The 17,787-nt window shown below is 71.6% G+C and carries 18 protein-coding genes; 13 read left to right on the top strand and 5 right to left on the bottom strand.

Going from position 1 to position 17,787, the window contains the following annotated elements:
• Window positions 1-78 precede the first annotated feature (78 nt).
• Window positions 79-513, bottom strand: coding sequence for an ATP-binding protein (locus AC1DP0_RS05280; protein WP_478082815.1), 435 nt, complete (start codon window positions 511-513; stop codon window positions 79-81).
• Between the two features lie 377 nt (window positions 514-890).
• On the opposite strand from AC1DP0_RS05280, the gene AC1DP0_RS05275 reads away from it, so the two are divergent.
• The 3 genes from AC1DP0_RS05275 (at window position 891) to cobF (ending at window position 4,577) form a co-directional block, all read left to right on the top strand.
• A complete protein-coding gene (locus tag AC1DP0_RS05275) occupies window positions 891-1,595 on the top strand; it encodes a PadR family transcriptional regulator (RefSeq protein ID WP_478082814.1) in 705 nt (234 codons plus the stop codon).
• Window positions 1,596-1,692: 97 nt separating this feature from the next.
• Window positions 1,693-3,222: a cobyric acid synthase gene (locus tag AC1DP0_RS05270; RefSeq protein ID WP_478082813.1), complete on the top strand. Its 1,530-nt coding sequence runs from the start codon at window positions 1,693-1,695 to the stop codon at window positions 3,220-3,222.
• Window positions 3,219-4,577 carry a precorrin-6A synthase (deacetylating) gene (cobF, locus tag AC1DP0_RS05265; protein WP_478082812.1) on the top strand — a complete coding sequence of 453 codons (1,359 nt, stop codon included), beginning with the start codon at window positions 3,219-3,221 and terminating at the stop codon, window positions 4,575-4,577. The genes AC1DP0_RS05270 and cobF overlap by 4 nt, the downstream gene beginning before the upstream one ends.
• Window positions 4,578-4,592: 15 nt before the next feature.
• On the opposite strand, the gene AC1DP0_RS05260 is transcribed toward cobF, so the two are convergent.
• Window positions 4,593-5,168 carry a dienelactone hydrolase family protein gene (locus AC1DP0_RS05260; protein WP_478082811.1) on the bottom strand — a complete coding sequence of 192 codons (576 nt, stop codon included), beginning with the start codon at window positions 5,166-5,168 and terminating at the stop codon, window positions 4,593-4,595.
• Window positions 5,169-5,229: 61 nt separating this feature from the next.
• Here AC1DP0_RS05260 and AC1DP0_RS05255 point away from each other — a divergent pair, with 61 nt between their 5' ends.
• The 4 genes from AC1DP0_RS05255 (at window position 5,230) to AC1DP0_RS05240 (ending at window position 7,388) form a co-directional block, all read left to right on the top strand.
• Entirely contained in the window at window positions 5,230-5,859 is a 630-nt protein-coding gene (locus AC1DP0_RS05255; protein WP_478082810.1) for a helix-turn-helix domain-containing protein, read from the top strand.
• A gap of 68 nt (window positions 5,860-5,927) precedes the next feature.
• Entirely contained in the window at window positions 5,928-6,068 is a 141-nt protein-coding gene (locus tag AC1DP0_RS05250) for a hypothetical protein (RefSeq protein WP_478082809.1), read from the top strand.
• A 67-nt stretch (window positions 6,069-6,135) separates the two neighbouring features.
• Window positions 6,136-6,426: a DUF1905 domain-containing protein gene (locus tag AC1DP0_RS05245; RefSeq protein ID WP_478082808.1), complete on the top strand. Its 291-nt coding sequence runs from the start codon at window positions 6,136-6,138 to the stop codon at window positions 6,424-6,426.
• 176 nt (window positions 6,427-6,602) lie between these two features.
• The gene (locus AC1DP0_RS05240) at window positions 6,603-7,388 is read left to right on the top strand and encodes an ESX secretion-associated protein EspG (RefSeq protein WP_478082807.1); all 786 of its coding nucleotides are present in this window, start codon (window positions 6,603-6,605) and stop codon (window positions 7,386-7,388) included.
• Here AC1DP0_RS05240 and AC1DP0_RS05235 read toward each other — a convergent pair.
• The 3 genes from AC1DP0_RS05235 to AC1DP0_RS05225 all read right to left on the bottom strand — a co-directional run bounded on the left by AC1DP0_RS05235 (window position 7,385) and on the right by AC1DP0_RS05225 (window position 10,627).
• Window positions 7,385-9,169, bottom strand: a complete 1,785-nt coding sequence (locus AC1DP0_RS05235; protein ID WP_478082806.1) for a SulP family inorganic anion transporter — start codon at window positions 9,167-9,169, stop codon at window positions 7,385-7,387. The two genes, AC1DP0_RS05240 and AC1DP0_RS05235, sit on opposite strands and share 4 nt — an antisense overlap.
• A gap of 63 nt (window positions 9,170-9,232) precedes the next feature.
• Window positions 9,233-10,168, bottom strand: a complete 936-nt coding sequence (locus tag AC1DP0_RS05230; RefSeq protein ID WP_478082805.1) for a MerR family transcriptional regulator — start codon at window positions 10,166-10,168, stop codon at window positions 9,233-9,235.
• Window positions 10,169-10,171: 3 nt separating this feature from the next.
• Window positions 10,172-10,627 (bottom strand): SRPBCC family protein, encoded by a 456-nt coding sequence (locus AC1DP0_RS05225; protein ID WP_478082804.1) that lies wholly within the window; start codon window positions 10,625-10,627, stop codon window positions 10,172-10,174.
• Window positions 10,628-10,777: 150 nt separating this feature from the next.
• Here AC1DP0_RS05225 and AC1DP0_RS05220 point away from each other — a divergent pair, with 150 nt between their 5' ends.
• From AC1DP0_RS05220 to AC1DP0_RS05195, 6 genes are read left to right on the top strand one after another with little or no spacing between them, the layout of a single operon-like run.
• A complete protein-coding gene (locus AC1DP0_RS05220; RefSeq protein WP_478082803.1) occupies window positions 10,778-12,076 on the top strand; it encodes an NAD(P)/FAD-dependent oxidoreductase in 1,299 nt (432 codons plus the stop codon).
• Entirely contained in the window at window positions 12,073-12,828 is a 756-nt protein-coding gene (locus tag AC1DP0_RS05215; protein ID WP_478082802.1) for a DUF1365 domain-containing protein, read from the top strand. The genes AC1DP0_RS05220 and AC1DP0_RS05215 overlap by 4 nt, the downstream gene beginning before the upstream one ends.
• A complete protein-coding gene (locus tag AC1DP0_RS05210) occupies window positions 12,825-14,123 on the top strand; it encodes a class I SAM-dependent methyltransferase (RefSeq protein ID WP_478082801.1) in 1,299 nt (432 codons plus the stop codon). Before AC1DP0_RS05215 ends, AC1DP0_RS05210 begins: the two co-directional genes overlap by 4 nt.
• On the top strand, window positions 14,123-15,490 hold the full coding sequence (locus tag AC1DP0_RS05205; protein WP_478082800.1) for a cryptochrome/photolyase family protein: 1,368 nt from the start codon (window positions 14,123-14,125) through the stop codon (window positions 15,488-15,490). The genes AC1DP0_RS05210 and AC1DP0_RS05205 overlap by 1 nt, the downstream gene beginning before the upstream one ends.
• 51 nt (window positions 15,491-15,541) lie before the next feature.
• On the top strand, window positions 15,542-16,264 hold the full coding sequence (locus tag AC1DP0_RS05200; RefSeq protein ID WP_478082799.1) for a CPBP family intramembrane glutamic endopeptidase: 723 nt from the start codon (window positions 15,542-15,544) through the stop codon (window positions 16,262-16,264).
• Between the two features lie 4 nt (window positions 16,265-16,268).
• Window positions 16,269-17,666, top strand: coding sequence for a tryptophan-rich sensory protein (locus tag AC1DP0_RS05195; RefSeq protein WP_478082798.1), 1,398 nt, complete (start codon window positions 16,269-16,271; stop codon window positions 17,664-17,666).
• Window positions 17,667-17,787: the final 121 nt, after the last annotated feature.

Genomic DNA, 17,787 nt, shown 5'->3' with positions numbered 1-17,787 from the left:
GCCGGAGCCCGACGCGCCGACCAGCACGACGAGGGCCGGGTCGGGCAGGGACACTGCGGCGGGGTCCCAGCGCGCCGGTCAGTGCGAGCGGCGGCGGGAGGGCCCGCCGAGCGAGGCCCACACCGTGCGCCCGTGGGGATCCTCGATGACACCCCACTCGTGGGCCAGGGACCGGACGATGCGCAGGCCGCGGCCGCCGGGCGCCCACGTCGTGGGCGGCGCAGGACGAGGGACGGTCGGGCCGCCGCCGTCAGAGACCTCGACCTCGACGACGTTGTTCTTGACCTTCCAGTGGATGCGGATCGCACCGTCGGACAGCGGCCTGGCGTGGCGGATGGCGTTGGCGACGAGCTCGCTGACGACGATCTCGGCCTCGTCGATCACCTGTGGCACCACCTCGCGGGCCAGGAGGTCCTCGACCAGCTCCTTGCGGATCCGGGGCGCCGCAGCCGGCGCCCACTGGATGCGTACCGTGCGCTTGTCGCCCAGCGGCGCCGCCGGGACGTTGCTCATCGTGGATCTCCTCGCGATCGTCTCGGCTCGGGCGCCACCGCCACCGGCTTTGGCCACCGAACCGTCCCCCTGTGTGCTCGCCACGTCACGTCCTCCTCACGAGCGCGCCGCGAAAGCGCGGTCGACGAACCGTAACGAAACCTGTGAGTTACCTCAATGGAGTGTCACTTTTCCCACGGCACGTGTCCGGCGATTCCGTCAGGTCGGGTCATCTAGTGCGTGGCCTAGACGGTCCGATACGTCGTCATCCCCGTCGGTTCGGGCTCCCTGTCAGGCGACCCTTACCCGATCCAGACCCCCTTGCACACGAGACGGTCGCGATATATCGTCGACCTATCGCGACTGTTCGTGAGTCGCGTTCGGAAAGGAGCACAACCATGCACGGACACCGACACACTCGACGAGAATCCGGCTGGGACGGCGGCTGGGGAGGCGGTTGGGGAGGTCAGGGCAACGGCCCCGGCTTCGGACCCGGCCGCGGCCCGTGGGGCGGCCCCGGGGGACCCGGTGGGCGCGGCCGCCCCGGCCCTCCCCCATGGGTGGCCGACCTCGTCCGCCACTTCGGGGGCCCCAGCGTCGGGCCGGAGTTCGGCGGTCGCCGCGGACCCCGTGCGCGTCGCGGGGACGTCCGCGCCGCCATCCTCGACGTCCTGGCGGGCGACGAGATGAACGGCTACCAGCTGATCCAGCAGATCTCCGAGCGCACCGGAGGCGCGTGGAAGCCGAGCCCGGGCTCGGTCTACCCCACCGTCCAGCAGCTCGAGGACGAGGGCCTCGTCGAGGGCCGAGACGTCGACGGCCGGCGACTGCTGCGCCTCACCGACGCGGGCCGCGCCTACGTCGAGGAGAACGCCGACGAGATGGCTGCGACCTGGCGGCCCTTCGAGGAGCAGTCCGACGAGGAGGCGCCCCGGCCCACGGGCGGTGCGGGCGACCTCATGCCCCTCGTCGGTCAGGTCATGGGCGGCATGTGGCAGGTCGTCACGACCGGCACGTCGCAGCAGCGGGCCGAAGCGGCGGAGATCCTCACGGAGACCCGGCGCAAGCTCTACCGCCTGCTCGCCGACGGCGACCCGGAGTGAGCTGACCCTCCAACCGCTGCACCCCGAGCCCGCCCAGTCGTRCTCGGGGTGCAGCACGAAGAGGCCGAGGTCGCGCCGGGTCGGGCAGGATGGCCAGATGGTTCCGCCGTCCCGCTCGGCCCCGTCCGGCCTCCTCGTCGCCGGCACGTCGTCCGACGCCGGCAAGTCCGTCGTCGTGGCGGGACTGTGCCGGGCTCTCGCTCGGCGCGGGGTGAAGGTCGCACCCTTCAAGGCGCAGAACATGTCGAACAACTCGATGGTCTGCCTCGACGGCGGCGAGATCGGCCGTGCGCARTACCTCCAGGCGCAGGCGGCTCGGCTCGAGCCCACGACGGCCATGAACCCCGTCCTGCTCAAGCCGGGCACCGACCGCCGGGCGTTCGTCGTCGTGCGTGGCGAGCCAGCGGGCACCCTCGAGGCGGGAGAGTATGCCGCCGGGCGCGCCCACCTGGCCCAGGCCGCCTTCGCCGCCTACCGCGAGCTCGCAGACTCCTACGAGCTCGTCGTGTGTGAAGGCGCCGGCTCCCCGGCGGAGATTAACCTCCGCGCGGGTGACTACGTCAACATGGGCCTTGCCCGCGAGTTCGGACTGCCGGTCGTGGTCGTCGGTGACATCGACCGCGGCGGCATCCTCGCCTCCCTCTACGGCACGTGGGCGCTGCTCGACGAGGACGACCGGGTGTTGCTGAAGTCCTTTGTCATCAACAAGTTCCGAGGCGACGCATCGGTGCTCGAACCGGGGCTGGAGGCGATCACGGAGCGCACCGGGGTCCCGTTCCACGGTGTCATCCCATGGCTGCTCGACGTGTGGCTCGACAGTGAGGACACGCTCGAGGTCGGCCACTGGCGTGCCTCCACCGCCTGGTCCGCGTCGTCGCGCGAGCGGCTCAAGGTGGCGGTCATCCGACTACCGCGCATCTCGAACGCGACCGACGTCGATGCGCTGGCCGTCGAGCCGGGCGTCGACGTCCTGGTGACCATCGATCCGGCTGTCGCCGAGTCCGCCGACCTCCTCGTGCTTCCCGGATCACGTTCGACTGCAAGCGATCTCGCATGGCTGCGCGAACATGGCCTCGCCGACGTCGTCGCTCGCCGGGTGGCGACCGCTCGTCCGGTCCTCGGCGTCTGCGGTGGCTACCAGATGCTCGCGCACGAGATCGAGGACGACGTCGAGGGACGGGTGGGCGTCGTGCCGGGCTTGAGCCACCTGCCCGTGCGCGTCGAGTTTCAGGAGAGCAAGGTGCTCGCGCGGCCGGTCGGCTCGTGGTCAGGTCACCTGGTCGACAGCGCCTACGAGATCCACCACGGCATCGCCCGGCGCACGGCGCACAGCACTGACGACGACCCGGAGTCGCTTGCGGTGCAACGTTTCCTCGACGGTTGGAAGGTCGGCTCCGTCTGGGGGACGATGTGGCACGGCGCCTTCGAGAGCGACGACTTCCGCCGGGCGTGGCTGGCCGAGGTTGCACGTGCTGCCGGTTCCCGGTGGCGGCCCGCCGCTGGCGCGCCACGCTTCGCGGAACGGCGCGAACGAATGCTCGACACCCTCGCCGACGCCCTCGAGGAGCACGTCGACATCGATGCGCTCCTCTCCCTGACGCGCGTTCCCAGAGGTGGGGCGACATGATCGAGCGGATCCGCGTCATCGGGGTCGGTGCCGGTGGTCCCGGACAGGTGACCGGGGAGGCAGTCCGGGCCCTCGCCACGGTCGACGTCTTCCTCGTCCCCGATCCGGGTGACGTGCCCGCCGACCTCGTCGCGGCACGGCAAGAGGTCTGCGCCGCCCTCATCCCTGCAGACCGTGCCTACCGCGTCGTGCAGGTCCCCGACACACAAGGAGAGCCGGACGCCGGACGCGACGACACGGCATACGACCGCGGGATCGTGGACTCCTGCGCCCGCGTCGTCGACGGACTGGCCCTCGGTGAGACGACGGTCGGCTTCCTCGTGTGGGGTGACCCGGGGTACGACGAGTCCACGATCCGGCTCGTCGACGCGCTCGTCGAGCGGTATGCCGCGGGCGGGGTCGCCGTCGACCACGACGTCATCGCCGGGATCAGTGCACCGCAGCTGCTCGCCGCGCGCCACCACATCCCGATGGGCCGCGCCGACGTGCCTCTGCACCTCACGACCGGGCGTCGCCTCGTCGACGAGTACGACCCGTCCCTCGGTGACGTCGTCGTCCCGCTGGACGGCCACCTCTCGTGCGCCGCGCTCGCGGACGCCTTCCCTGACCTCGAGCTGTACTGGGGCGCCTACCTCGGCACGCCCGACGAGCTGCTCGTGCACGGGAGGCTTGCCGACGTCATCGACGAGGTGCTCCGCCTGCGTGCTGCCGGGCGCGAGCGCCACGGGTGGGTCACGGACTCCTACCTGCTGCGCCGGCCGGAGGGCGCCCCGACAAGGTCCGGGCCACCAGCCTTCCCCGCGACTGACGCGTTGACGGACGGCGTCATCACCCTGCGTCCCGTCACTGCCGGCGACTGGAAGGTCGTGCGCGACGAGCACAACGACGAGGAGTCGCTGCGCTGGGACTTCGAGGGGCGGCGACTGACCGACGACGACGCCCGTCGCCAGTCGGCACGTGCGGCTCTGGAATGGCGTCGAGGTCGCGCGGCCCGGTTCGTCATGGTCGACGTCGCCTCCGGCGAGGGTGCCGGCGTCATCGGCGTCCTGCGAATGGGGCCACCGGGGACCGGCCTCGTCGGCTACGGCGTGCTGCCGGCCTTCCGTGGACGCGGGTTCACCACCCGGGCGCTGCGGCTCGTCTCGGCCTGGGCGTTCGAGGTGGCGGGCCTCGCGCGACTCGAGCTGGGGCACAAGGTGGGCAACGTCGCTTCGGGCAAGGCGGCCGCCAGGGCCGGCTTCCGGATGGAGGGGCAGCTCAGTGCTCGACTGCCCAACCCCGACGGCACCAGGTCCGACGAGGTCTACTACTCCCTGGTCCCCGACCGACGGCCCGACGACGAACGAGCCGACTGAGGACCGGACGCCGGGTCAGACCCTCGCGAGGAAGTCGAGCACGCGCTGCTGCACGAGCGCAGCCGCCTCCGCGTCGTGGGCCGTCGCACTGGCGTCGGCGAAGAGGTGGCCGCAGCCGGGGTAGGTGAAGAGCTCGCCGTCCTCGGCGGCCGCCACGACGGCCCGGGCCGCTTCGACATCGCCTTCGTCCATGAAGAACTCGTCGGCCTCGCCGCCGTGGATCTGCACGGGAACGCCTTCCGGCCACCCGGGGGCGAACTCGCCCAACGGGATCGCCGAGTCGAGCAGGACGGCGCCGCCGGCTCCGGGACGGGTCTGCGCGAGGCACTGGGCCGCCATGACGCCGAGGGAGAAGCCGGCGTACACCGTCCCCTGGGGCAGCCCCTCGGCCGCAGCGACGCCCTGCTCGAGCAGGGTGCCGAAGCCGATCGACCGCGCGTGGGCCATGCCCTCGTCGAGCGTGGCGAAGCTCTGGCCGGCGTAGAGGTCCGGCGCGTGGACCGTGTGCCCAGCCGCGCGCAGGGCGTCGGCGAAGGCGAGGAAGCCCGGGGTCTGTCCCTGGGCGTGGTGGAGGAGGAGGACGTCGGCCATGCTTGCTCCTGTGCTCGAAGGTTCCCGCGCTGTTGATCCAACAACCTAGACTGATCCAACAATGTCGATCAATAGTCCGCAGCTACCCGACTACGAGCTCCCCGACACGGTGGAGCTGACGAGGCCTGCTCAGCTGCGCGCCATCGCCGACCCTCTGCGCTCCTCGATCCTCGACCTCGTGCTCGAACGAGCCGCGACCGTCGCCGAGCTGGCAGCGGCCGCCGGCCGCCCCAAGAGCACGGTGGCCCACCACGTCGCCGTGCTCGTCGACGCCGGCATGCTCCGCGTCGTGCGCACTCGCAGGGTCCGGGCCATCGACGAGCGCTACTACGGGCGCACGGGACGCACCATCATGATCGGCATCGCGCGCCGGCCCGGCGACGAGACGACGCCCGTATGCGTCAACGCGCTGTCCGTCGCGGCCGCCGAGTCCGTGCCCGCCCACGAGGCCGACACCCTCTACTCGACGTTGCGCCACGTGCGGATCCCCCGCGAGAGTGCGTCGGAGTTCTGGCGCCGGGTCGAGGGCCTCGTGCGCGAGTTCAGCGCACTCCCTCGATCGGGCGACAAGGTCTACGGCCTCGCCGTCGGTCTCTACCCCACCGACCAGCCGGTCCTCCCCGACGCAGAGCCCGGAGACGCATCGACGGGAGGTGTCGAGGACACCCCGAGCGCCAGGTCCAGCACCTGAGCGGCAGGTGACGGGAGGTCAGGCGGGGATCCGCTCCGCGAGGCGCAGAGCCGGAGGACACTCGAGGCATGGCCAAGCGAAACCTCAAGTGCCTCATCCTCGGCCACCGCTACAGCCGCATGAAGCTGCACGGCCGGACGGTTCTGACCTGCAAGCGGTGCGGTGACGTGGACGTCGTCGAGCACGACATGCGTGGCCTGCAGTTCTGAGCGCAGGCACAGGAACCGCGATCCCCGTCGGCACCGATCCGGCTCGCACCAGTGCCATCCTGACGACATGGAGCTGGAGTTCAGCGGCGAGGTCTGGGAGTGGCGGGGGCCCGCGCCCTACTACTTCGTCACCGTGCCAGACGACGAGGCGCAGGCCCTGCACGACGTCGCCCACGTCAGCTACGGCTGGGGCATGATCCCGGTCACCGCCCGCCTCGGCGGCACGAGGTGGACCACCTCGCTCTGGCCGAAGGGCGGCAGCTACGTCGTGCCGCTCAAGGACGCCGTCCGCCGCGCCGAGGACGTCCGGGAGGGTGACACGGTCGAGGTGGGGCTCGACGTCCGCGCCGAGCCGTGACTTCTGGCAGCTGACCGTCTGACCGTCGGCCACACCGATCGCAGGCCCACTCGGCCCGGCTCGGACTCGACGCAAAACGCGCCACGATTCGGGGGACGTGCCCCATGATGGGCAGCGAGCCCAGCACGGGGATGGGCTCGTCAAGGGGATTTCCCGGGGGGACGGGTTCAGGCCGCATGCAGACGAACAGCTGGACCATGGCTGCGGGTCGACCGCAGGCACCGCACTTCGACACGTCCACCGGCCGCCTCCACGCCGATGTCGCGACCATGCTCGCCCTCGTCGACCTCCATGTCGACGAGCGGAACGGGCTCAGCGCCGGTCGGCATGAATCCCTCTCGCGCGCAGGGGTTTTCGTCGACGGACGACTCCACCCGGCTCTGCGTGCGCGTCTCGATGCCGTGGCTCGTCCGTCCGCCCGCCTGGAGGTCGAGGTGGGCACTCCGAGCTCGACCCGGTTGCACCAGGGCTGGGTCCACCGCGTCAGCGCGCTCGTCGTCGACCACGGCGACGAGGTTGCCGACCTCCTCGAGATCGAGGCGGCGTTCCTGCCCGCCACCATCGCGTACCTCACCCACCTGCAGCCACGCCCCCGGCTCGACGGCCGGGGTGGGCAGGTGGACGGTGGCGCCCTTGACGCTCTCAGAAGCGGGTCGCGGCGGAGCGACGCCGCGGCGGACCTGGCCGCGGCCGCAGCCACCTGGCCCGCCGTCGCCGCATGTCTGCGAACCGGCTCGTGGCGCTCGTGCGGCGTCGACGTGGCACACCACCACAGCGGCAGCACGTCGACCCAGCAGGTCGTCTGGCTCGACACGCCGGCAGGGGCGCTCCGCCTCGAGGACGACGCTGCCGGGCCGGTGCTCGCCGGCACCACCACGGGGAGCATCTGGCAGGAGCTCGTCCAGGCGCTGCGCGCCGACCCGGTCCTCGCCCGGGAGCAGATCCTGCCGTCGGACGGCTAGGCCTCCGGGCCGGGCTGCTCCGGCACGGGAGGGATGCGCAGCCCGGGGGGAACGGAGCCGTGGGCGCGCTCGTACCACGCGGCATACGCGGCGACGGCCGTCGGAAGGGTCGGGAAGATGAGGTCGGCCCCGACCTTCTCGACGAAGCCGCCGGCCTCGAGCGACTCACGCAGGTCCTGCTTCACGCGGGCCATCGCGAAGACGATGCCGCGCCCGTCGAGCGTGCCGCGCAGCAGCTCGAGCGCGTCGACGGCGGTCAGGTCCACCTCCGTGTTCGCCTCGGCATTGAGCAGGAACCACTCGACGCGCTCGCGGGTCGACACCTGGTCGACGACCCCGAGGGCGCGCTTGGTGAAGTCGTCGGAGTTGGCGAAGAAGAGCGGCGAGTCGTAGCGGTAGACGACGAGGCCGGGCACCTGCTGGGCATCGGGGTGGTCGTCGATGTCGTGCATGCCGGCGACGTCCGGGACGTAGCCGAGGACCCCGTCGTGCGGGTGGACGATGCGTCGCAGCAGGTCGAGCACCGACAGCGCGATGGCCGCCCCGATGCCCGGGAGCACGCCGAAGAGCAGCACCGCGGCCGTCGTCGCGAGCGCCAGCACCAGCTCGCTGCGCCGGAAGGCTGCGATCCGCCGCAGCTCCGCGACGTCGACGAGCCGGATCGCGGCGAAGACGACGACGGCGCCGAGGGCCGCGGTCGGGAAGGCCGCGATGACGGGACCCAGCCAGAGCAGGGTCGCGACGACGAGGACGAGGGAGACGAGCGAGTGCAGCTGCGTTCGGGAGCCCATCGTGTCGGCGATCACCGTGCGGCTGCCGCTCGAGCTGATCGGGAAGCCCTGGAAGAGGCCGGTCGCGACGTTGGCGGTGCCGAGCGCGAGGAACTCCTGGTCGCTGTCGATCGACTCGCGGTGCCGGGCACCGAAGGCACGGCCCGTCAGGACGTTGTCGGAGTAGCCGACGACGGCGATGCCGAGCGCCGCGGGCAGCAGCGCCCACAGGTCCACGCTGCCGATGTCGGGCACCGTCAGGGCCGGCAGGCCGACCGGCACCGGACCGACGACGTGGACACCCGCGCGGTCGACGAGGTCGAAGAACGAGACGATGACGGTGGCGCCCAGCATCGCGATGAGGGGGCCGGGCCAGGTCGGCGCGAAGCGCTGGAAGGCGAGAAGGACGGCGAGGACGCCGAGCGACAGGACGAGCGTCGGCAGGTGCGTGTCGCCGAGGTGGGTCAGGACGTACCTCACCTCCTGGACGAACGACTCGCCCCCCACCGTGATGCCGAAGACCTTGCCGATCTGGCTGACCACCATGAGCGCCGCGATGCCCGCCATGTAGCCGACGAGGACCGGCTTCGAGAGCAGGTCGGAGAGGAAGCCGAGCCGCAGGAGGAAACCGACGAGGCACATGAGCCCCACGACGACCGCGAGCAGGGCGGCCGTCTCCTGGCGCAGCGCCATGCCACCCGCGGCCGTGGCGAGCGCCCCGATTCCGGCGGCTGTCATGAGCGCCGTCGTCGACTCGGGACCGACCGAGAGCTGGCGGGACGAGCCGAGCAGCGCGTAGACGAGCAGACCCGGACCGACCGCCCACAGGCCGGTGACGGCAGGCAGCCCGGCCACCTCGGCGTACGCGAGGACCTGCGGCACGAGGTAGGCGGAGACCGTGATGCCGCCGAGCACGTCACCGCGCAGCCACACCCGGTCGTAGCGGCGCAGCACCGCGACCCCGGGGAGCATCCGCTCCCACCGTGCCTGCTGCTGCGGACCCGCGGTCACGCGACGAACGTACGCGCCTGCGTATGCCGTGAGGGCGGGTTTCGCGCAGACGTGAGTGTGCGCTCAGGCGGGGACGCGCAGCCGCCGCATCATCTCCCCGACCGCGACGGTGATCGAGTGGCCGAGGTGCACGCAGGTGCCGTTGATCTCGTTCTGCTGGCTGCCGCCGAGCCCGATGACGACCTCGGGGTGGGTGCGGCTCACCGTGTCGACGATCTCCTGGGCCGTGGCGATGTCGATGTCGCGCGGCACGGCCATGACCATGCCGGCGGCGCGCCGGGCCTCGATCGCGCGCAGCCAGTCCTCGACCGGCAGGTCCGCGCCGACGTAGACCGTCGCGAAGCCGGCGCGGCGGGCCGCCACGGCGAACGCGAGCAGCCCGAGCTCGTGGCGGGCGCCGGGCGGGAGTCCGATGAGCAGGGTCGGGCCGTCGACGCGACCCGCGGCCACCTCGTAGGCGGCCGCGAGGCGCCGCTGGACGGCATACGACACGAGGTGCTCGCCGGCCACGGTGAGCCGGCCGTGCGCCCAGGCGTCACCCACGAGCGCGAGGGTCGGCATGAGCCAGTCGTCGACGACGTGCTCGAAGGTGCCGAGGGCGAAGCGGGAGTCGAGGACTGCCGTCGCCGACGCGGAGTCGAGACGCTCGGCCGCACGGATGAACGCCTCGGCGTCCTCGGACTGGTAGCGACCGCCGGGTCGCAGCGGCGCGACTCGACCGGCGCGGCTCTCACGGTCACCCCGTCCGGTCGGGACATCCCGACCGGCCGCGTCGCGGCTCGAGAGTCGGCGGGTCGTCTCGGCGGCGGCCTCGCGGGCGGACCACCCCTCGTTGACGAGGGAGTTCATGATCGCGAGGGCGCGGACGTCCTCGGGGCCGTAGAGGCGGTAGCCGCCGTCGGAGCGCTGCGGGCTGACGACCCCGTAGCGGCGCTCCCAGGCGCGGAGGGTGGCGACGCTGATCCCGGTCAGCTCCGCCGCGCGCTTGATGGTGTACATCGGCTACCCCAACCTGCCCAGGGCGTCCCGCATGCCCTGCTCGGCCTCGTCACCGAGCTTCTTGAAGGCCGGCGCGAGCAGCGGGGCGACGAGCCTGGCCACGCCCTTGAACTCGAAGTCGGCGCGGTAGGTGACGGTCGTGCCCTCGCTCGCGCCCTCACCCGTGCCGGTCATGGTGCGCACGAAGGTCATGGAGTCCTTGGCGACCACGGTCGCGTTCTCGCCGCGCAGCGCGAACCTCTCGCCGGGCACGTGCTCGACGACGAGGTAGTCGAGCTCCGTCTGACGGCCGAGGAACTTCGACACGTTGTGGTAGCGCGTGCCCACGCCCCCGTCCCCGGCGACCCGCTCGGTGCGCACGGTGCCGGGGTCCCATTCGGTCGTGTTCGTGAAGTCGCTGAGGTAGGCGAAGACTCGGTCGACGGGCTGGCCCACGGTGACGCTGCGCTCGATCTCCATACCTTCTCCAACCTTTGACAGACCTTGAACAGCCACTCTACGGTGTGGACGAAGGATGGACAACGCGCCCCACCGCACCCTGTCCGTCCCCGCAATCCGGTCGGAGCTCCGCGCCGAACCACCCGGGACCACATCAGCCAGGAGGCCTCGGTGACTCGACCGAACCGAACCGACACACCCGCTGGATCCGGCGCGGCCCGACCGACCGCGGCCGTCATCGGCGCGGGAGTCTCCGGCCTGACCGCTGCCCACGTCCTGAGCGCCACCCATGACGTCACCCTCTTCGAGAGCGACACGCGGCTCGGCGGCCACGCGCACACCCACGACGTCCGCGGGCGCGACGCAAGCCTGCGCATCGACAGCGGCTTCATCGTCCACAACGAGAAGACCTACCCGCACCTGCTGCGCCTGTTTCGTGAGCTCGACGTGCCGACGCAGCCGACCGAGATGAGCATGAGCATCACGTGCGACAGCTGCGGTCTGTCGTATGCCGGGGGGCGCGGTCCCAAGGGCATGTTCGCCCAGAAGCGGCGCCTGGCCGACCCGCGGTTCATCCGCATGCTCAAGGACGTCCCGCGCTTCCACCAGTCGGCCCACGCCCTGCTCGCTGACGAGTCGCAGGACCCGACGTGGGGCGAGTTCCTTGTGGCACAGGGCTTCTCCGACTACTTCGTGCACCATTTCGCCATCCCGCTCGTGGCCTGCGTGTGGTCGTGCGGCGACCTCGACGCGTCGTCCTACCCGGCCCGCCACCTCTTCCGGTTCCTCGACCACCACGGCATGCTGACGGTGACGGGCTCGCCGACCTGGCGCACCGTCACCGGCGGGTCGGCCACCTACGTCGACCGGCTCGTCGCGCGACTGCCCGACGTGCGCAAGGAGAGCCCGGTGACTGCGGTGACGAGGCACGCCGACGGTGTCGACGTGCTCGTGCGTGACGGACGCGCGACGACCTTCGACCGTGCCGTCGTCGCCACGCACGCCGACCAGGCACTCGACCTGCTCGCCGATGCAACCCCCGACGAGAAGCGTGACCTGTCCGCGATCCGCTACTCCCGCAACGAGACCTGGCTGCACCGCGACTCGTCGGTCCTGCCGAAACCGCGCCAGGCCAAGGCCTCGTGGAACTACCGCATGCAGGCGTGCGATGCTCCCGCGCCCGACGTCACCGTCAGCTACTGGATGAACCGCCTGCACGGCATCACCGACGCCGACGACCACGTCGTGACGCTCAACCCCGCCGGCGCCGTCGACGAGTCGCTCGTGACGGCGCGGATGTCCTACGCGCACCCCATCTTCACCCGCGAGGCCGTCGAGGCCGCAGCCCGGCTGCGCGCGGGCGGCGGCGACCGCCTGGCCTTCGCCGGCGCGCACCTCGGGTGGGGTTTTCACGAGGACGGGTGCCGCTCCGGCGTGGAAGCCGCCGAGTCCTTCGGGGTGCGCTGGTGACCGTCGTCCTGACGCCGCCGCAGGTGCCCGCGCTCGTCGACGGCACCGTGGCGCACTCGCGTCGCACGCCGCTGCACCACAGCTTCACCTACGGCCACTACCAGTGGCTCGTGGACATCGACGCACTCCCCCGACTGCCCTGGCCGACAGGGCTCCTCGCCCGCTTCGACGTCCGGGACCACCTCGACGGCGGGCAGCTCGGCGGGGGCATCCGGGGTGACGTCGAGCGGTTCCTCGCGGCTCGCGGTGTGACGCTGGCCGCCGCCGACCGGGTCCTCATGCTCGCCAACGCGCGCGTGCTCGGACACACCTTCGACCCGCTGTCGGTCTTCTGGTGCCTGCGACCCGACAACTCGTTGCTCGCCGTCGTCTTCGAGGTGCACAACACGTACGGCGAGCGCCACGCCTACCTGCTCGACGTCGGAGACGACGGCACGGCGACCGTCGACAAGGCGTTCTACGTCTCGCCGTTCAACGACACCAGCGGGGAGTATGCCGTCCGCCTCGTCCTCGAGCCCGAGGCCGTCGCCGTGACGGTGGGACTCGACCGCGAGGGCGAGCGCATCATGACCGCGGTCACCCGGGGCACCCCCGAGCCGGCCACGACCCGTGCACTGCTCCGTCTCGTCCGACGTCACGGTCTCGTCACCCAGAGGGTGACCACCCTCATCCGGGCACACGGCATCCGACTGTGGTTGCGCCGCCTGCCCGTCATGCCCCGCCCCCGCCACCCCAAGGAGGCCGTCCGATGACCGCCCAGTCCGCCGCCGCGTCCCCGACCATGGCGTCGCCGCTGTGCCTGCGCCGACCGACCCTGCGCGTGCTGTGCGTTCGCGCCCGTCTGGCCCGCAGCATCCTCGCCCAGGTCGCCAAGCGGGTGCCTGTCGACGTCGTCATGCCGGACGGCACGCTGCTCGGTGGTGACGGCGGCGGCAGGCCCCGCGCCGACCGTCCCGGGCTCGAGATCGTGCGACCTACGGCGCTCTTCGAGCGGCTCGCGCACCACCCCAAGATCGGCATCGGCGAGGCCTACATGGCCGGCGACTGGAAGGCCGCCGAGGGCACCGACCTCGCAGAGCTGCTCATGCCGTTCGCCGAGCGCATGACGACGGCCGTGCCCGAGGGCTGGCTGCGGCTGCGCGGCTTCGTCGACCGCCGCATCCCGAGCATCCAGAACAACTCGCTGCTCGGCTCGCGCCGCAACATCGAGGCCCACTACGACCTGTCCAACGACCTCTTCGCCACCTTCCTCGACGAGACGATGAGCTACAGCTCGGCGATCTTCGACGAGGACCAGCCGCTGCGCACGCAGTCCTTCGAGGAGGCCCAGCTGCGCAAGGTGCACGCAATCCTCGACATGGCCAAGGTCGGCCAGGACAGCCGCGTCCTCGAGATCGGCACCGGCTGGGGCACGCTGGCCCTCGAGGCGGCCCGCCGTGGCGCGACCGTCACGAGCGTCACGCTGTCCAAGGAGCAGGCGGCGCTGGCGCGTCGKCGGGTGGCCGACGCCGGCTTCGCCGACACCGTCGACATCCGGATCCAGGACTACCGCGAGGTCGAGGGCGTCTACGACGCCGTCGTCAGCGTCGAGATGATCGAGGCCGTCGGCGAGGAGTACTGGGAGACGTACTTCCGCACCATCGACGAGCGGCTCGCGCCGGGCGGCGTCGCGGCGGTCCAGGCGATCCTCATGTCGCACGAGCGGCTCCTGGCCACGAAGCACTCCTACGGCTGGATCCAGAAGCACATCTTCCCCGGCGGCCTCATCCCGAGCCTCCAGGCGATGAGCGAGACGACCGACGCCGCCACGAGCCTGCGCATGACGGCGGTCGAGGCCTTCGGCGCCGACTACGCCGAGACCCTGAGGCGCTGGCGGCAGACCTTCCTCGCCCGCTGGCCCGAGGTCCATTCGTTGGGCTTCGACGAGACGTTCCGCCGCAAGTGGGAGTTCTACCTCGCGTACTGCGAGGCGGGCTTCGCGACGGGCTACCTCGACGTCGCGCAGGTCCGGTTCGAACGGGAGGGCGCCGCTGCGGCGGCCGCTTGATGACAGCGGCGACGACGTCGATCCTGTGGTTCCGGCGCGACCTGCGCCTGAACGACCACCCTGCGCTGCTCGCGGCCATCGACTCCGCCTCCCACGTGCTGCCCGTCTTCGTCCTCGACCCCCGGCTGCTCGAGAACGACACCCCGCGCACCCGGCGGTTGCTCGCTTCGGTCGCGTCGCTGTCGAAGGACATCCGGGGCGCCCWGGTCATCCGGCGCGGCAACCCCGTCGACGTCATCCCGAAGCTCGCGCAGGAGGTCGGCGCCCAGCAGGTGCACGTCTCGCGCGAGACGACGCCCTACGGCCGGCGCCGCGACGAGGCCGTCGAGAAGGCCCTCGCCGACGACGGACGCGAGCTCGTCGCCACCGGCACGCCGTATGCCGTGGGACCTGGTCGCATCGTCAACCAGTCCGGCTCGCCCTACAAGGTCTTCACACCGTTCGCCAAGGCATGGCACCAGCACGGGTGCCCCGCACCTGCCGAGCGCCCCCAGCGCATCCCGTGGCTGCGTGAGGACGTGCGCAGCGACGCCCTCCCGCGGAGCGCGAAGACCTCGGAGCTCGAGGCCGGCGAGGCCGCCGCGCTGAAGCGGTGGGAGAGGTTCCTCCACGACGGGCTCACGGCATACGACAAGGAACGCGACCGACCCGACCTCGACACGACCTCGCGGCTGTCGGCGCCGTTGAAGTACGGCGAGATCCACCCGCGCACGATCCTGGCGGACATCGCGGCGCACTCGGCCGGGCGGTCGCAGGCGGCTAATACCTACGTCGCGGAGCTGATCTGGCGCGAGTTCTACGCCGACGTGCTGTGGCACCAGCCCGACTCGGCCTGGCACGACCTGCGGGGCGAGCTCGCCCAGCTGCCCTACGACTCGGGCTCCGAGACCGACCGGCTCGTCGACGCGTGGCGCGTGGGCCGCACCGGCTACCCGATCGTCGACGCCGGGATGCGCCAGCTCCTCGAGGAGGGCTGGATGCACAACCGGGTCCGGATGATCACGGCGAGCTTCCTCACCAAGGATCTCCACGTGTGGTGGCCGGTCGGGGCCCGGCACTTCCTCGACCACCTCGTCGACGGCGACATCGCCTCCAACAACCACGGCTGGCAGTGGGTCGCGGGCACCGGCACCGACGCCTCGCCCTACTTCCGGGTCTTCAATCCGGTGACCCAGGGGAAGAAGTTCGACCCCGACGGCGAGTACGTGCGCCGCTGGGTGCCCGAGCTGCGGCACCTGCCGGGCGCCGCGGCGCACGAGCCGTGGAAGCACGACAACGGGTACGACGGGAAGTATCCCCAGCCGATCGTCGACCACGACGACGAGCGCAAGGAGACCCTGGCCCGCTACGAGCGCGCCCGACGCTGAGCCTGACACCGAGTGCGAGGCTGAGACGATCAGACCGGAGGAGGAGAGCACGTGAGAGGACCCGTCGCCGAGCTGCGCGCCTTCCTCGATGCCGCCCTGCTCGAGCCGGTGCGCGGGCAGCACGTCGACCCACCCGAGGCGCGGACGCGGCGTCGCGTCGTCGTTGCCGTCACGCTGGTCGTCGGTTCGGCCGCCCTCGCGTGGGCCCTGCGCGTCCCGGCCGGTGACCCGCTCTTCTACACCGCCTCGATCGCCCTGGCGGCCGTGTGGGGCATCGGCGCGATCGCGTCCGGACCGCTGCACTACGGCCGCGGCCACACCCGCTCGGGCGAGCACGAGTCCCGACCCGTCGTGCAGTCCCTCGCGCTCGGCACCCTGCTGCTCCTCGTCTTCCTCGTCGGCGCCCTCGTCGTCGCGCACGTCCCGTTCCTGCGTGAGCCCGTCGACCAGCTGCTCGACCACGCACGTTTCGGGTCGCTGCCGGTCGTCCTCGTCATCACCATGGTCAACGGCATCGTCGAGGAGCTCTACTTCCGCGGCGCGCTGTATGCCGCCCTCCCGTCCCACGCGGTCGCCATCACGACCGTGCTCTACGCCCTGACGACCGTCGGCAGCGGGATCCCGCTCCTCGTGCTCGCGGCCGCCATCATCGGCCTCGTCACCGCGCTGCAGCGACGCGTCACGGGCGGCATCCTCGGGCCGATCATCACGCACGTGACATGGTCGACCGGGATGCTCCTGCTCCTCCCACCCGCCCTCGAGCTGACCAGGTGATCCCATGACCCCATCCCGCAGGGCCCTCGTGACCGGAGCCTCCGGCTATGTCGGCGGCCAGGTGGTACCCCGGCTGCTCGACGAGGGCTGGACCGTCCGCGTGCTGACCCGGCGCCGCGCCTCCATGGACGGCAAGCCGTGGGTCGACCGCGTCGAGGTGGCCGAGGGCGACGTAGGTTCCGCCGGCGACATGCGTCGGGCGCTCGAGGATGTCGATGCCGCGTGGTACCTCGTGCACTCGATGGACGACCAGCCCGACTTCCAGGAGCGCGACCGCGAGGCCGCGACGCACTTCTCCGAGGCGGCCGAGTCGGCCGGCGTCTCGCGCATCGTCTACCTCGGCGGCCTGCACCCGGCCGACGAGGTCCTCTCACCGCACCTGGCCTCACGCGTCGAGGTCGGCCGCATCCTGCTCGAATCGGGCGTGCCGACCGCGGTGCTCCAGGCCGCCGTCGTGCTCGGCGACGGGTCGGCGTCCTTCGACATGCTGCGCTACCTGACGACGCGGCTGCCCGCGATGGTCGCCCCGAAGTGGCTCGACAACAAGATCCAGCCGATCGCGATCGACGACGTCGTCACGCTGCTCGTGGGCGCCGGCAGCCTCCCGCCCGAGGTCAACCGCACCTTCGACATCGGCGGGCCCGAGGTGCTCACCTACCGCGAGATGATCGGGCGGTTCTCCGACGCCACGGGTCGCCGCCGGCCGCTCGTCGTGACCGTGCCCGTGCTGACACCGCGCCTCGCGAGCCACTGGGTGGGGCTCGTCACCCCGATCTCTGCGGGGCTGGCCAAGCCGCTCGTCGGCAGCCTCGTGCACGAGGTCGTCGCCAAGGAGAACGACCTGCAGGGACTCGTCGACGTACCCGGCGGCTTCACCGACTTCGACACGGCTGTCCGGTCGGCCATGCGCACCGTGAAGCCCGACACCGCGACGCGCAACCTCGCGCTGACCAGCGCCGCCACGGTGGCCAGTGCCACCCTCGGTTCGCTTGCCACGCAACCGAACTCCGCGTGGTACCGCTCGCTCGAGCTTCCCGACTGGCAGCCCCCGACGCTCGCCTTCCCGGTCGTGTGGACGGCCCTCTACGCCGACATCGCGGCCACGTCTGCGACGGCGCTCAACGCGTACGACAAGGCGGGCGACACCGAGGGTCGCAACGCCTACCTCAAGGCGTTCGGCACCAACCTCGCCCTCAACGCGGCGTGGAGCGTCCTCTTCTGGCGCGTCCGCAAGCCATGGGTGGCCGCCGTCGAGGCCGCCCTGCTCACCGCGAGCTCTGCCGACCTGGCCCGACGCGCGGGGACGGTCAGCAAGGGCGCCGGAATCGTCCTGTCGCCGTATGCCGCGTGGTGCGGTTTCGCCACCGCCCTCTCGACCGCGATCGCTCGGCGCAACCGCTGACGGCGGCTCGATGGCGGCGTATGTGCCTCTCTAGCGCTGCGCCGATACAGCGCCAGACAGCCCTCGAGAGTTGAGCACTCGACCGTCGAGTGCCCATTCCCGCACGCGCCCGTCCGTCGGG

The sequence above is a fragment of the Terrabacter sp. P5_B1 genome (genome assembly GCF_056400505.1).
Note: the sequence above shows the minus strand (reverse complement) of the source record. Positions and strands in the feature narration are given on the sequence as shown.